Source organism: Bradyrhizobium mercantei (genome assembly GCF_001982635.1).
GTDB classification, from domain to species: Bacteria; Pseudomonadota; Alphaproteobacteria; order Rhizobiales; family Xanthobacteraceae; genus Bradyrhizobium; species Bradyrhizobium mercantei.
Map to the genome: position 1 here is coordinate 121,842 of NZ_MKFI01000009.1, position 14,796 is coordinate 136,637.

Consider the following 14,796-nt stretch of genomic DNA (forward strand, 5'->3'; position numbering starts at 1 on the left):
ATTCCGCTCGCGAGATGTTCGAAGACCTGAAGACATTCGGTCGCGTGGGAAGGCTGCAGATCTTGTCTGAGTTGTTCCAGCTATTCGGGTTCGCTACTTCGATTGTGCCGCACATGTCGGCTGCCAGCTGCAACCTTCCTCAAATCCTGATAGTTACGCATTTGAGCTGCGTATAGTGATGCAGCGCTTCGAGACCTTTTTCGCGGCCGTATCCGCTTTGCTTGTACCCGCCGATAGGGGTCTCGACGCCTCCCGCTTGGTACTCGTTTACGTAGATCTGCCCTGCCTCGAGCTTCGCGGAGACGCGGAGCGCGCGTCCGAGATTCTGAGTCCAGATGCCGGCCGCTAGGCCAAATTCGCTGTCATTGGCGATTCGAATTGCATCAGCCTCGTCCTTGAATGGAATGACCGCGAGAACTGGACCAAAAATCTCTTCCCGAGCGATTCGCATGTCGTTCGTGACCCCGGCGTATATGGTAGGATTGACGAACCAGCCTCCATGTCCCTCTTCGCTGCTAAGCGCCGAGCCGCCTAATATCTGTCGCGCGCCTTCTTTACGAGCCACATCGAAATACCCGACAACCTTGTCGAACTGGGCACGTGTAGTGATCGGGCCCATCACTGCGTCCTCCGCCGGACCGACTTTGATTTTTGCGACCGCCTTAGCGAGTTGCTCCACGAAAACGTCGTGAATGCTTTCCTGAACGAGGCACCTTGTACCTGCCAGACACACTTGACCGGCGTTTAGCGTGAAGGCACGCGCGGACCCAGGAACAGCAGCATCGAGGTCCGCGTCCTCGAACACGATGTTGGGTGATTTTCCGCCGAGCTCCAGCGTTAATGGAATGATGCGCTCGGCGGCGATCTGACCTATTTCACGTCCAGCACGAACGCTTCCGGTGAATGCGACTTTGCGGACTTTGGGATGTTTCACCAAAGCAACCCCAGTCTCCGCCCCCGTGCCAAGGACAACGTTCAATACGCCTGCCGGCATCCCGCATTCCTGGACCGCAATCCGGGCAAGCTCAAGGAGCGATGCCGAAGTCTCTTCCGACGGCTTGGCGACAACCGTGTTGCCCGCCGCAAGCGCTGGAGCGATCGCCCGCCCACCTTGATTGAGTGGAGAATTCCAGGGCAGTATGACGCCGACCACGCCGAACGGTTCACGCCGCGTATAGGAGTGATAGTTGGGACCAATATCGATGACTTCGCCGTGGCCTGCGTTCACCAAGCCCCCGTAGAATTCGAAGTATTGTGCCGCCGTCTCGATCTCGAAAGGCGACTGCCAAAGAAGCTTTCCCGTTTCGGAGGATTCCAGAGCCGCCAAATGCTTGATGTGTTCGCGGATCTTTTCAGCTACCTTCAGCAGCAATCGCCCGCGCTCAATCGGACGACGATCGCGCCACTCTACAAATGCCTGTTGGGCAGCCTCGACGGCTGCGTCGACGTCTGCTGAGTTGCCATCTGCGACTTCGGCGATTTGCTTGCCTGAGCGAGGGTCGAGTTTCGCGAGATATCGCCCGGAAGATGGCGCAACACTGGTCCCGCCAATGAACGGATCGAGCTTCATGTTTTGCGTCTCCTCCGGTTCGGTCCGCCGCTCAGGCGAGCTAATGGCGCATACGAAACAATCGGATTAGCCGCAAACGAGTTTTAACACCGCGACGCATGAGTAAATCGCACAGCGCTGACTAGCAACGGTCCTCTGGCCCCGTCCCGTTCCCAAAGCGGCGCTGTATGATCGGGCTTGGGACACACTGGCGCTGCTGCACCGCCCGGTCATAAGGGGACCCTTCTGACCAAGTGCCATCACCTCCAAGAGATAATAATCAGAACTGGCCGGGTTGAGCGGGGGGAGCCGGGTAATCCGAGCGAAGGTTGTTCAGGTTGTTGCGGTCGAACAGGTCCTGCCTCAGGACGATGCCGAGCCTGCCCCCGTGAGCCGATGGCGGAATTTGGCGAACATCATGAGCCTGCGTGGCTTGGGAACGAGTGGTCGAGGGCGCCACGCCTTGTGCGGATGTCGTTGTTGGCACAAATATGACGGCGACGACGAGCGTTCGCCATGAATTTGTATGGAAGGACATTTGAGACCTCTCACATTTTGACAAAGCATTGAGTAGATGATCGCGGGCTCCGACGATTGTCTTGATACAGATCAATCCCGTATCGTTGTGGCGTTCGACAGGCGTTTTCGCGCGGCCGAGGCAAAGCGATAGCATCCTTGACCATCTCAGCAAGCCCGTGGTCGTGAGCAGTCGTGGGGACGCCCGGCAGTCGCAATCGAGCCCGACCGACAAATCGCCAGCACTAGTTTAGCTGGCGTCTTGTTTGCGCTAGCATGTGCTTCGCGGATCTAGGACGTCGAACCAACTTCCGATTTGGCTCCTGCTTCCTGAATTAGCCACTCCCGGAATTTCACGATTTTCGATGTTTCCCACAAGCTTGTTCGAGAAAGAAAATAGTAGGCACCTGCTTCGAAGCCGGCGCTGCCAAACAGCGGCACCAGCAGGCCCGATTTCAGTTCGCTTTCAATGAAGATGCTCGGCACCAATGCGACTCCGTTTCCCTCTATTGCTGCTTGAATCGTCATAAAGAAATGGCCGTAAGTCGCAAAATTGCCGAATTCCGAAGGGTTGAGCCCGCAAGACTGAAGAAAATATCGCCAAGATTTCTCTCGTGTAGCAACATGCAGCAGCTTGTAATGGCGCAGATCCGCCGGCGTATCCAGCGGCGGGCCCTTCTTGAGCAGCGTCGGCGAGCAAACTGCGACCAAGGTGTCAGGAATAAAGGGGATCGAGCGTACGCCCGACCAATCTTGGGTCATGACGAGGTCGATCGGCGATTTCTCCTGATGCTGGTACTTTGACGATGGCGCCACCCGGATCGCGATGTCAGTTTCTTCAGTCCCAAAGTCGACGGGCCGAATAGAATTGATCATCCGCACTTCGATGTTCGGATTGTCAGCTGTAAAGTGAAGGAGGCGCGGAATCAGCCACTTCATGGCAAACGTTGGAAGCACATTGATCGTCAATGTCGTCGGTCGACTTTGATGCTGCATTGATTCAGTTGCTTGATAGAGGAGCTCGAAGGCTTCGTGCATCTGAGCAGCAAGCCGCGCCCCTTCAACAGTAAGTTCGAGCGAGCGGGGGAGACGTTTGAACAATTCAACGTCCAGAAAATCTTCGAGATTTCTGATTTGCCTGCTGATTGCGCTCTGAGTGACATTCAGCTCAGATGCAGCCACGGTAAGTGACATATGGCGAGCCGCCACCTCGAAGGCCCGCAAGGACGTCAGCGGCGGCAACTGTCGCGCGCGATACGAAGATGAGCTCATGGACCTTCAGCTATCGTGTTGAATGACAAGCCGAATTATGTTCGATTTTCGAGTTGCCTGCAATCGCGCCAATAGGTGCTTGGGGAGCCGTGCGGTGGGTAGCAGGATGGTCAGCGAGCCGCGGAATCCCGACCGTTCGCCTCTATTGCAGCCCTGGTTGGGATCGAACCCTGGTGTAGCGATGCCGAAAGGCTATCGTTCATCCCTCAGCTTTGCGAAAGCCACCGAGGACGACGCAAGAGGAGGCTCTGCGAGTTGCTGTCAGAGCCGTCGTTAAGTGCAGCCTCTCACCAAACGCGGAACTTCGGTCGCGAATCATGAGCGCCATGCTTGGAGTGAGTTGAGGAGGCACGCGACTGCCGGCTCTTGCCAATGGCATGAACCTACATTCCGCGCCCTAGACAGCACCATGCTGAGCCTCGGATCCGCGGCGCAATTCATCTGTTCCCGCGGATTTAAATGGTTCCCAACGGACCAAAATCACGTTCAGGTGGGCTACGTGCCGATGCTGACAGGAGCCGTGAGTTTTTGAAGAGCGGCCAGTATGCTGAGTGCGGTGATCTTGCCGGTCTTTGGATTCTCAGACGGAATATTCTGAATCTCCATCGAGAACGAGGCACTGTCGCTGTCAACGGTAATTGTATGTTGATTGCGTGCGGCGCCGGGATCAGCCCATATTTCGATGACGGTGCGGTCGGGCCCGATGCCCGCAAGGCTTAATGCGCCAACGACGTTGACATTCGCCGGGAAGCCGATGACAGCTTGTCGCGCGGCACCCTCGTAGACCTTCAGTGGCTTGGTAAGCCCTTCAACGCTGATGCCGTTTTCAACGAGGTATGGCGCTCCCGCCAAGCCCTTCGGAGGCTTCCGCGTCACCATTCGAACGGAGAAGATCTCGCCTTGGGCTGCAGCCTGAACTGCGTCGAGGCCGAGCAGGGCGCCGGTCGGCACGACGATACGCCCGCCATGAGCCTTAGCCAAATTCGATAGCTCAGGTCGCTCAATGAGCGCTCCTACGCTGATTACGACCAATGTGCGGCCTGCGCGCAATACGGGTTGCGCGACATCGTCGAATACGCTTGCGGGAAGACACTCGACAATCACGTCAGCGACGTTGGGGAGCTCTCCGAGACCGACAACCGAAACGCCACTTGCCGAGCCCGTCATTTGCAGGAACGCCTCAGCGTCCTGCGGTCTTCGCGAGGCAATTGCACTCAGACGAAGTCCTGGTATGCCTGCGATGAGTCTGCGCGCCAAGACCTTTCCGATCGCTCCGAGACCCGCGATAGCGACATTCAGCTCAGCATTCGGTCGGGACGATACTTCATGCGGTTGGCGCTTGTGGGCAATATCCGTGGCGGTCAATGACTGATCTCCGGCAAACAGGTTGAAAGTGACCACCGACTTCTTGGCACGCAGACCGCGCCGGATCACCAACATTAAAGTCATGCCGAAATGAGAATTTTTCAGTACGCGCTTCGATCCTAATGACAGAAGATCTCGGCATCTGCGATTGGACCACGGAGTAGGGCGTCCAGCTATCGTCGGGTCAAAAGATGCAAAACATAAGGTATTTGGAGCGAAGGCGTGAGCGGAGAGCGGCCGTCAGTGGTTTGCCTCTCCATAGCCGTAGAAAATAAGCTGGTGCCGAGGGCGGCGATGAAGCGGCAGTGGGCAGGCGCACGAAGAGCCTAGCAGTGCGACTGCATCATACTTGCAAAGCGTCCATGAGAGACGCGTCACCTTGCTGACCGGGCGCCTCGGTTGGCCATCACGACGAGCGGAGCATAAGTCGTAGACCTTCGTGTCGTTTCCGTGAGACGTGGAGCTTTGTCTCCGACTTCAACATGTCCAAGGCGATCATAAACTCCGGAGTACGCGGATGAGAGCGCAGGTAAACTAGCGATCGGACGAACTCAAAATTTTGGATAGCCATGCGTGAGAAGCTGCTCTTCTCTCCAAGAAGCGTGGCTGGTACAATTGCATAGGCCAATCGTCGACGAACGAAATCCACCATGGTCGGCGGATGGTTCGATTCATACCGAATGTTGAGGGTCGAGCGGGTGCGGAGGACGGCTTTGTCGATTGCCTTTCGCGGGGCCGTTAGCCTTGGATAAAGTACGAGTGGGAAGTGCTTAAGCTCGGATAGAGCGATCGCTTTTCGCTTGAAAGCTGGATCGTTCGGCGGTCCCAGCAAATAGGCGGGTTCTGAATAGAGCGGTATCAATTCCAACGCCTTCTGCGGATCAGGATCGATCATTAGTGAAATATCGATTTCGTGCTTCTCAAGACCGGCGAGCAAGTCGTACGCATGACCTTCGGTAAAATGAAGGTTGATTCTCGGATGTTCTTCCGCCGCCCGTTGTGCAACGGGTCCAAAGAACGAGTAGCCCACAGGGGGCGCTGCGCCGATGGTAATGTCTCCTGCGACGGTTCCGTCGCCTGTTGCGATCTGCTGTCGCAATGAGTCAGCTCTTTTAAGCATATCTTCGGCAATGCTCACGAGCCGCTGCCCTTCCTTCGTCAGAAGCATGCCAGTCTTGCGGCGTTCGAAGAGTTGCACGCCAATGTCTTGCTCAAGCGCTTGCATATGGCGCGACACAGCCGGCTGAGAAATGTGCAGATTGCGCGCTGCCTGATTAAGACTGCCTGTTCGAGCAATTTCGACGAAAAGGCGCAACTGACGAAAATCCATGACCAATCACCTCTTATGCCGGATTAGGATAACTTCATATAGAGAAATAGCATTGTTCTTGCATATCGTTTTGTTATTATTCTTTCTTCAAACAACCACCAAAGTCATCAGGGGAGTTCTATGTTTCTACGCAATGCTTGGTATGTTGCTGCCAGCATCGAGGAGGTTACCGACAAGCCGTTGGCGAGAACGCTTCTGAACGAGCCGATCGTCTTGTTTCGGGATCGCAATGGTGTCTGTGCAGCACTGGAAGATCGATGCTGTCATAGAGGGGCGCCGCTCTCACTGGGATGGCAAGGCGAGCGTGGCATCGTTTGCGGCTACCACGGCCTGGAGTTCGATGGGGCTGGCGCGTGCGTCCATATCCCGGGTAACAAGGGGGAGATCCCTGAGCGCCTGCGTCAGCGCACACGCGTGCGGTCCTATCCGGTCTTTGAAAAGGACGCTTTCGTCTGGATCTGGATGGGCGAGCCTACGATAGCGGATCCAAGCCAAATCATCGACTGTCCGCCCGACGATCCGATCAAGGCGCCCCGCGTCCACGGAATGATTCATATCAAGGCGAGTTATATCTACCTCCTCGAGAATCTGATGGATCTGTCGCATCTTTCATTCTTGCATAAGAACAGTATCGGTAGTTCGGCAGACGACAGTGCGAACGCATCGATGGATATCAATCCTACAAAGACAGGCGTAAAGTTTCTAAGGCTGATGCGGAACGCGACGCCATCGAACGCTTCCAAACAACGGCACAACTTTCAAGGGTTTGTGGATCGTTGGTCCGAGTTCGAGTTCGTCGCACCATCGTGTATTGTGCAATGGAGCGGCGCGGTTAACGCGGGTGAGTACGACAAGGGCGTTCGCGAGGGCGGCGAATCCAACCGCATTGTTCACACGATAACTCCGGAAACTGACAAGACCTGCCACTATTTCTTCGCGATGTCTGGCGGATATGGAGGCGCAGAGGCAACGCGAAAGTTGGCATTCCAGGTGTTCCGGGAGGATGCCGATATGATTGAGCAACAACAGATTCGCCTCGATGGCTATGATCAGTCGCGCCTCGTCGACATTCCGAGCGATGTCGCTCGCGTCCAGATGAACCGTTACCTGAATCGTAGGATCGAGGAGGAGAGCCGAATGGCATCCAACGCGGCGGAGTAAACATCCGTCGGGTCACACAGGAGGGCCGGCAAAGCATTTGAGGAAGTGCGAGGCGATGTCTCGTTCGAGTATCGAATAGCTAATTGTCGGCCCTTCGCCGTGTGCAAAGAGCTAAAGCTGATAAGTACAAAGTAGCTATCTGGTGGTGGACGTGGAATTGGATGATAGGGCAACCAGCCCCGGTGATGATGCCTCCCTTGTAGCCCTGCGCAATGGTCGGTTGCCGTCTTTGACCGGATGCCCCTGGCACGATGTCAACGAAATGCTAAAATCAGCAGGCTTGCGCCCGACACGTCAGCGCATGGCATTGGGCTGGTTGCTATTCGGCAAGGGCCCTCGCCACTTGACTGCAGAGATGCTTTACGAGGAAGCGCTGTTGGCCAAGATTCCGCTGTCGCTCGCGACTGTCTACAATACGCTTAACCAGCTGACCGGTGCCGGCCTCCTGCGCCAGGTCAGCGTTGATGGCACCAAGACCTATTTCGATACCAACGTCACCGAGCATCATCACTTCTACCTTGAGAACAAGTACGAGTTGATGGACATTCCTGACGTAAATTTGGAACTATCGAAGATGCCGGAGGTGCCAGAAGGCTACGAGATCTCCCGCATCGACATGGTCGTGCGCTTGCGCAAGCGGCGCTGATGCTTGCTGCCGCTTGGCCAAGGCGAGCGCATGGTCTTGCCTGAAGGTACGGTCACCTGGGCCGCCGCATCGGCACGCGGGACTCACGATACGGGAAGGCGTGGGCCACAATCGACCAGTTCCAAGCAAAGCGCGCATCACCATAGAGTCAAGCTTCTTTGCAAGGTCGACTTTTTTAGGTGACGTCTGCAATGAGCCCACGGTACGGCATGGCCGCCGATACGTATACCGGCGGCCATCGCGGTCAGGCCGCGGCGTTACCCTTCAAAACACGGTCGAGATAGTCGAGGACCGATCGATTGAACTCCGGCGCATTCTCGAAATAGGCTGAGTGGCCAGCGGCCGGAACTTCACAGTATTCGGAGTTTGGGATCAGTTTGTGCAGCGCATGCATCAATCGCGGCGTGAAGAGGATCTCGTCCCTGCCAACCAGGATCAAGATCGGCAGGCGTGTTGTTGCCAATTCAGCGGGCGTCCAGGGCGCCCACTCGCCTTTAACAGTCTTGAATGTAACGTTATTGAAGCTTGCTATCTGAAGATAGAGAAGCGTGCTCTCCGGGTCGTTCTCTCGGATGATTGGCCCCAAGACCCGTTCGACCTGCGTCAGACTCGCAGCCTTCTTGTAGACCTCCGCCAACTCCTGATCCAATGGAGGCGGCAACATGGCTCCTACGAGCGAATCGGCAATGACCAAAGCCGCGACCCGCTCTGGAAAGCGGCAGGAAAAGGCCGCCACAGCACCGCCTCCGAGCGACTGACCGATCAAAATGGCCTTGTCAATCTTCAGTTCGTCGAGCAGTCGAAGAAGGTCATCTTGGAAGCCGCTCCTGCCGACCCCTTCGATGTCGTCGGAATTGCCGAATGAGCGCTGGTCGAACACGATCGTTCGGTAGTGCTTGGAGAACGTTGGGATCTGCTTGAACCAGCTGGCATGGTTTCCGCCGACGCCGTGCGCCAGGATTAGGGGAGGACCGTCCCCGTACTCTTCGTAATACAGCTTGCTCTTACCTGAGTTCATGTACGGCATGGACCATCTCCTGAGTTCCCAGCGAATCCTAGGATGACGCTTTCATCCTTCAAAGGTCCAAAATGTTGCCCTTGCATGAGTCAGATTCATACGTCCCAAGCTGCTCGCAGCGGATGTAGTTGCTCGCGGCACCCTCGAGCCGATTCGTGGACTTCGCTTCGAGGGCGCAAATGACGAGGGAGTACTTCAGGCGACGCTGAGTGCAGGCAATCGCCCGGACGATATTCGGAGCGACGCTCGAACGCATGAGTTTAAGGCATCGGCATCGGCTAAAATATTCGTTTGTGGACAGGCGAGCAGCTCGATACCCGTGACTTTGTTAGCGTTCTCTCTCTCTTAACTCGCCGGGACCATCGCGTCCCGGCGTTCTTTCCTCGTAGCGCTTTCTTGGCGCTTCAAAACTTTACGATAGGCAAGCCATGGATCTTCGCCTCAAAGGAAAAGTTGCCTTGGTAATGGCCGCCGGCGGCGGTCTCGGTAGTGCAATCGCCGAAGTTCTGAGCGAAGAAGGGGTATCTATCGCGGTAGCAGATATCAATTTCGAAGCTGCCCAAAGGGTCGCAAAATCCATCAGCGATCGGGGAGCGAAGGCTAAGGCCTTCTACTGCGACTTAAAGGAGCTTAATCAGCTCGAGTTGGTCGTCAGCCAAGTCCAGGATAGTTTGGGGCAGATCGATATCTTGGTCAACAACACTGGAGGACCTCCTCCGACCGCCGCGGTGGGGGTGTCCGGCTCGCTCTGGAGCGATAGTTTCAGCGCGATGGTGCTTTCGGTCATTCGTCTGGCCGACGCTGTGCTTCCTGGCATGCAGTCACGCGGCTGGGGGAGGATCATCACGAGCAGTTCGTCCGGAGTGATTGCGCCGATTCCTGGTTTGATCCTATCCAACAGCCTGCGATCGAGCCTCGTGACCTGGTCAAAGACGCTTGCGCGGGAGGTGGCGCCGTTCGGGGTCACGGTGAACGTTACGGTCCCCGGGCGCATTGGCACTGACCGCATACGGCATCTTGATGAATCACGAGCGCAGCGCGAGAACAAGACGGCGGCCGAAGTCGAGGACGAGAGCCGGAAGTCAATTCCGATGCATCGGTACGGCCTGCCGCGGGAATACGCCGACGCGGTGGCATTTCTTGCGAGCGCCAGAGCCTCATACATCACTGGAAGCGTCATTCGCGTCGATGGTGGTCTGATCCCAACGGTTTAGGCGGCCACATCAATCAGGAGAACCGCATGTCGAACGCCAGCAATGCTCAAAGCCGAGAGAGCCTCCGCAGAAGGTATCTCGCCGTTGACACATCGAACGTATGTGACGTTTTGGACGAGATCGGCTATCCCGATCAGAGCCTTGCGGCGGATATCGGCCGTTACGTCGGGAGTACATTGGCTGGCTGGGCTTATACAATTCGCGGGCAAATGACCCCGTACAAAGGCGGTGGTGATGCCCAAAAAATGGAGGCCTGCGGCGGTATCGGTGCTGGCGAGGTCAGTGTCTGGAGCGGCGACGGCGAGGGCATCTGCTACTTCGGAGAGCTAATCGCGCTCGGTATGAGAGAGCGGGGGAGTGTCGGCGCCGTCATTGATGGCGGCATACGTGATATCAAATGGCTTTCTAGGATCGACGACTATAGCGTCTACGCCAAATATCGGACGCCTACCCAATCGATCGGGAGGTGGAGAGTTAATGGTTGGCAAGAACCCGTCTATGTGCGAGGCGCCACGAGCGAGACGGTCGTCGTTCATCCGGGAGATTTGATCCTCGGTGATGAGGATGGCTTGGTCGTCATTCCCCAGGGTATAACGGCCGAGGTCCTGGAAAAGGCCGAGGCTCTAACTCAAAAGGAAATCACGATCCGCAGTGAGCTTGCGAAAGGTTTGACTCTAAAAGAGGCACTTAAGCAGTTTGGGCACGTTTAAGCTGCTTCAAGAGCCAGACGCTTTCGGGGCGCCCGTGCCTACCAACACGGTAGATGCGGCCGCGTGCCCTTTTATGGTCGTGCCGCGTCTTCTGAGCGCCGGACTCGCGCAAGAAGCGAGCTCCGCCCGATGTTCAGCCCTTGATCGGATTGCCTTTATGAGCTCTCGATCGGTAAGACATACGCCGGCGGGCCGAAAGGATGGGGCGTCGCATCGCGTGCTCCGGCCCATCAGCGCCGCTTGCAAGGATAGCCCGTACGATCTTGCGATCGTCATTCCGGAATTCCTCGGGGAAAGAGCGCAGCGCCAATGAGTGGACCGCAAAGCACATTCGATTACATCATCGTGGGAGCTGGGTCAGCTGGCAGCGTCTTGACCAATCGCCTCAGTGAGGACCGTGATGCAAAGATCCTCCTGCTCGAAGCCGGGAGGCACGATCGAAGCCTTTTGCTGAGCATGCCACTTGGCGTCGCGAAGGTGTTTCGAGACCCCCGGTACAACTGGTCATACCAGTCGGAACCAGAGCATTTTTTGGACGGAAGAAGGATTGAGCATTCGCGCGGAAAGACGATAGGTGGATCGTCCGCGATCAACGCGATGGCTTACGTGCGAGGACACCGCGCCGACTACGATCGGCTCCCGCAACTTGGGCTGAAGGGCTGGTCATATGCCGACGTCTTGCCGTACTTCAAGCGTCTCGAAAGCTACGAGGCCGGCGAGAACAGCTACCGAGGTAGCGACGGCCCATGGCACGTTCGCCGTGGTCCTTATCACTTCGAACTATTTGATGCATTTCGAGAGGCTGGCCAGCACCTCGGTTATCCGAAAAACGAAGATTATAACGGCGCTGACCAGGTCGGCTTCGCTGCGCATCAGCATACGATCCATCGAGGCCGGCGGTGGGGAAATGCGGCCGCCTTTCTGCATCCGGCCCTAAGGCGAAAGAATGTGAGGCTTGAGACAAGCGCGCACGTCACGCGTCTCCTGCTTGAGGGCGATCGCGTTGTCGGCCTGGAGTATTCCCAGGGTGGACGAGTGCTGAAAGCCTACGCTGCTCGGGACGTCATATTGGCGGGAGGCGCGTTCAATTCACCTCATCTCCTGATGCTCTCTGGGATCGGGCCGGCAGAGAAACTCAAAAATGTCGGCATCAAACCGATCGTCGATTTGCCAGGGGTGGGGCAGAATCTGTGGGACCATCCGATGATTACCACTGTCTGGAGCCGTATCGGGGAGAGCTATATTCATCGCAATTTGCGATATGACCGTCTGGCCAGGAGCATTCTGAAGGGAATTTTCCTTCGGCGCGGGTTTGCCTGCGAGCACTATTCAAGCGGAACAGCATTTGTCTTCAGTGACAAAGAACATGAAATACCCGATCTACAGCTATTCTGCCGTGACGGGACGATAGCGATGCACGAATGGTTTCCGCTTATACGGAAGCCGGCTCCACAAGCGATCTCCATCAATTGCGCCCATCTCAGGCCGGAAAGCCGCGGCGAGGTCGATTTGATATCGGCTGATCCTCGACGCGCGCCGCGTATCGTGAATAACTTCCTGTCCTCGGAAGCGGACCGCCGTGCACTGCGCCAAGGCTACAAGACCATGTGCGATCTCGCCAGATCCCCGGGTTTGAAGGAACTCCTTGCCGGTGCATTTTGGCCCAGCGCCCAACTGGAGGGCGATCAGGAGATCGACAGCTTTATTCGAAGCTCGATGCAAACGGTCTATCACCCTGGTGGAACTTGCAAGATCGGCACGGATTCCATGTCCGTCGTCGATATCGAGTTCCGCGTGAATGGAACGCAGGGTCTTCGGGTTATCGATGCTTCTGTGTTGCCGCTGCCCATAGGCGGCAACATCAATGCCGCGGTCACTGTGTTTGCAGACAAGGCATCCGACCTCGTCCGAGGACTCCCCGGGCTCTCTCGTGCGGAGATTTGAGCGAACCGCTTCCTCGCATCAAACAGCGAGATTGAAAACCGTCTTCAGCCGCAGCTCCAGATTTGGAGGAAACCGACTGGTGGGTGATGCCTCAATTTCTCGTGTCTGGCGTGCAGTCGGAGAGTCTCCATCCGCGGGCAGCCATCCTGCCTTCGATGAGTCGGTGAGCGAGCGAGCCCGCCGATCACTCCGCGACCGGAAAATTGCGGCTTACAATTAAGATGTTACCTCATGCAGCTGAGGCCCGGGACAAAATTTCCTGAGCAGTCAATTTGGTCTGCGGAGGGCAGGTCGACATTGATCGTGCCCCTCTGGCAGCCGGGTGCTCAATGCGGCGGCAAAAATGTCGTGATCAGCTGATTTTTTTTCAGTACACGCTGCCCGGCTAATGACGCAAAATCACGGCGTTCTGTCTATAACAGACGACAGAGGTCATTCACGGAGCATTGGCATGCAGGGCAATACAGATTTACAGCAACTCGAACCGCGGTCCGCTCCCTTCCGGGCACGTCGACTGGGGCACGTGAATCTGTGGGTCAGCGACTATGAGCGGGCCTATGACTATTATCGCAATGTACTGGGTTTCGAGCATGCATATACTCAACCAAATATCAAGGGCGCGTTCGTCACTAACAACAATACCTATCACGACTTCGCGCTGAGCGACGTAACGAGCCATCTCGCACCGGCAGGCCAGAAGACGGGGCTTGGTCACTTCGCCTTCGAACTGCGCAACGAAGTCGATCTGGCCGATGGCTACCGCAAGGCGAAGGAGAGTGGGGCGGAGTTTGCGTGGCTTTCCAACTTCGAGGTCGCACGATCCGCTTTTCGGGCGGATCCGGACGGCAACTTCGCCGAAGTTTATGCGGACGTCGTGCCAGATTGGCGCGCTGTGCGCAGTGGCGTGGTCCACAAGAAAACCCATACGGACAAGCAGCGTGTACAGGCGGGGGCAAAATATATCCCCGGAGAGACGTTTGAACCTGTCAGCGAAGAATTCTATCCGACCAAGCCCGAGATCCTGATAGTTAAGGAAGCGTTGTTCCATCCCAAAAGGACGGCTCATGTTTCGCTGATCACCAAGGATCATGAAGCCATGTACGACTTTTACACGGGGTACCTCGGCTTAGTGCCATTCTTCGGAGACCGTTCCAGCGACTTCGTCATCCTTGGTGGGACTCACAGCGACGGGGATGACGTGGTCCTTCACCGCCCCCTCGATGGAGTGGAGCCGGGGCTGCATCATATCGGCATTGAAGTTATCGATGTAGACAAGCTCGACTCCGCGAAGGCTGAACTCGCGAAGAGGGATATCAAGATTGACTCCGAAACAAGACATCCGGCCCGCGAGGCACTGACCATCATCGCCATGGACGGAATCCGGATGCAATTCTTCGGAAATCGTGATTGGCGGCCAGAATTATTGCAGGGACTGGGCAGGCAGGAAGCGCTCGCTCTACTGTGATGTTCGCCGTTAGGCCATGAGAGCCGGTAAGCTCTTGGCTCTCGCGTATTCGTGGCATCCGTCATTGCCGCGCGCCGTCCCTGTAGCGCGACAACTCCGAACGATCGTCAATCGACTTTGGAGTTGTCGCTTCTTGGCAGGTTTGAGTAAAGCGCCCGATCGGCTGTAAGCAGAACACGTTCCAGGGCTGGGACACGTAACCATCAGATGACGGCGGCGGATGCTGCCGAGCAGTAGGCTGCGGGCCGGTTGCAGTGCCACGCCCCTTCACTACAATAGTCCACGGACCAGACGCTCAGAAAGTAATCTGCGTGAACGAATAACGCCGACTGCCGCCCCTTGTCCGTTTGCACGGCTCGCGAGCGGCAAGAAACAGCAGTCGAGCTTCGGTGGTCAAGGACCCCTCAGAGCCGTCTAGCGAATCGGTCGCCCATAACGCGGTGGGGATGAGCATAAGGTCGCCGACAAGCAGCACCGGCTTGGCGCCGTAGTTGGCAGCGCGGCCAGGACCATGATCCATCATGGCGCGGATTCTGGGACACGCATTCCCCGATGCTCGAATGGTCTGAATGTCGCTTACCCCTGGTCGAGAAGCGCGATGTTCGA

General features: G+C 56.5%; 11 protein-coding genes. 6 read left to right on the forward strand and 5 right to left on the reverse strand.

The genetic code is table 11. The features are described 5' to 3' along the window. Positions 1-139 precede the first annotated feature (139 nt). From BI327_RS35425 to BI327_RS35440, 4 genes are all read right to left on the reverse strand, one after another. Complete coding sequence (locus BI327_RS35425; protein ID WP_076865995.1) at positions 140-1,570, reverse strand: aldehyde dehydrogenase family protein; 1,431 nt, start codon at positions 1,568-1,570, stop codon at positions 140-142. Positions 1,571-2,356: 786 nt separating this feature from the next. After that, a complete protein-coding gene (gene gcvA / locus BI327_RS35430; RefSeq protein WP_076865996.1) occupies positions 2,357-3,337 on the reverse strand; it encodes a transcriptional regulator GcvA in 981 nt (326 codons plus the stop codon). Positions 3,338-3,832: 495 nt separating this feature from the next. Next, positions 3,833-4,786, reverse strand: a complete 954-nt coding sequence (locus tag BI327_RS35435) for an aspartate dehydrogenase (RefSeq protein ID WP_245335029.1) — start codon at positions 4,784-4,786, stop codon at positions 3,833-3,835. A 322-nt stretch (positions 4,787-5,108) separates the two neighbouring features. After that, positions 5,109-6,032 (reverse strand): LysR family transcriptional regulator, encoded by a 924-nt coding sequence (locus BI327_RS35440; protein ID WP_076865997.1) that lies wholly within the window; start codon positions 6,030-6,032, stop codon positions 5,109-5,111. 120 nt (positions 6,033-6,152) lie between these two features. Between BI327_RS35440 and BI327_RS35445 the strand changes: the two genes are divergently transcribed. Continuing rightward, the gene (locus BI327_RS35445; protein WP_076865998.1) at positions 6,153-7,193 is read left to right on the forward strand and encodes an aromatic ring-hydroxylating dioxygenase subunit alpha; all 1,041 of its coding nucleotides are present in this window, start codon (positions 6,153-6,155) and stop codon (positions 7,191-7,193) included. 151 nt (positions 7,194-7,344) lie between these two features. Further along, entirely contained in the window at positions 7,345-7,839 is a 495-nt protein-coding gene (gene irrA / locus BI327_RS35450) for an iron response transcriptional regulator IrrA (RefSeq protein ID WP_076866117.1), read from the forward strand. A gap of 244 nt (positions 7,840-8,083) precedes the next feature. On the opposite strand, the gene BI327_RS35455 is transcribed toward irrA, so the two are convergent. After that, positions 8,084-8,866, reverse strand: a complete 783-nt coding sequence (locus tag BI327_RS35455) for an alpha/beta fold hydrolase (RefSeq protein WP_076865999.1) — start codon at positions 8,864-8,866, stop codon at positions 8,084-8,086. A 419-nt stretch (positions 8,867-9,285) separates the two neighbouring features. Here BI327_RS35455 and BI327_RS35465 point away from each other — a divergent pair, with 419 nt between their 5' ends. The 4 genes from BI327_RS35465 (at position 9,286) to BI327_RS35480 (ending at position 14,190) form a co-directional block, all read left to right on the forward strand. Then, positions 9,286-10,071 carry an SDR family oxidoreductase gene (locus BI327_RS35465; protein ID WP_076866001.1) on the forward strand — a complete coding sequence of 262 codons (786 nt, stop codon included), beginning with the start codon at positions 9,286-9,288 and terminating at the stop codon, positions 10,069-10,071. Between the two features lie 26 nt (positions 10,072-10,097). Next, entirely contained in the window at positions 10,098-10,781 is a 684-nt protein-coding gene (locus BI327_RS35470) for an RraA family protein (protein WP_076866002.1), read from the forward strand. Positions 10,782-11,090: 309 nt separating this feature from the next. Continuing rightward, complete coding sequence (locus BI327_RS35475) at positions 11,091-12,725, forward strand: GMC family oxidoreductase (protein ID WP_076866003.1); 1,635 nt, start codon at positions 11,091-11,093, stop codon at positions 12,723-12,725. A 451-nt stretch (positions 12,726-13,176) separates the two neighbouring features. Beyond that, on the forward strand, positions 13,177-14,190 hold the full coding sequence (locus BI327_RS35480; RefSeq protein WP_076866004.1) for a VOC family protein: 1,014 nt from the start codon (positions 13,177-13,179) through the stop codon (positions 14,188-14,190). Positions 14,191-14,796 lie beyond the last annotated feature (606 nt).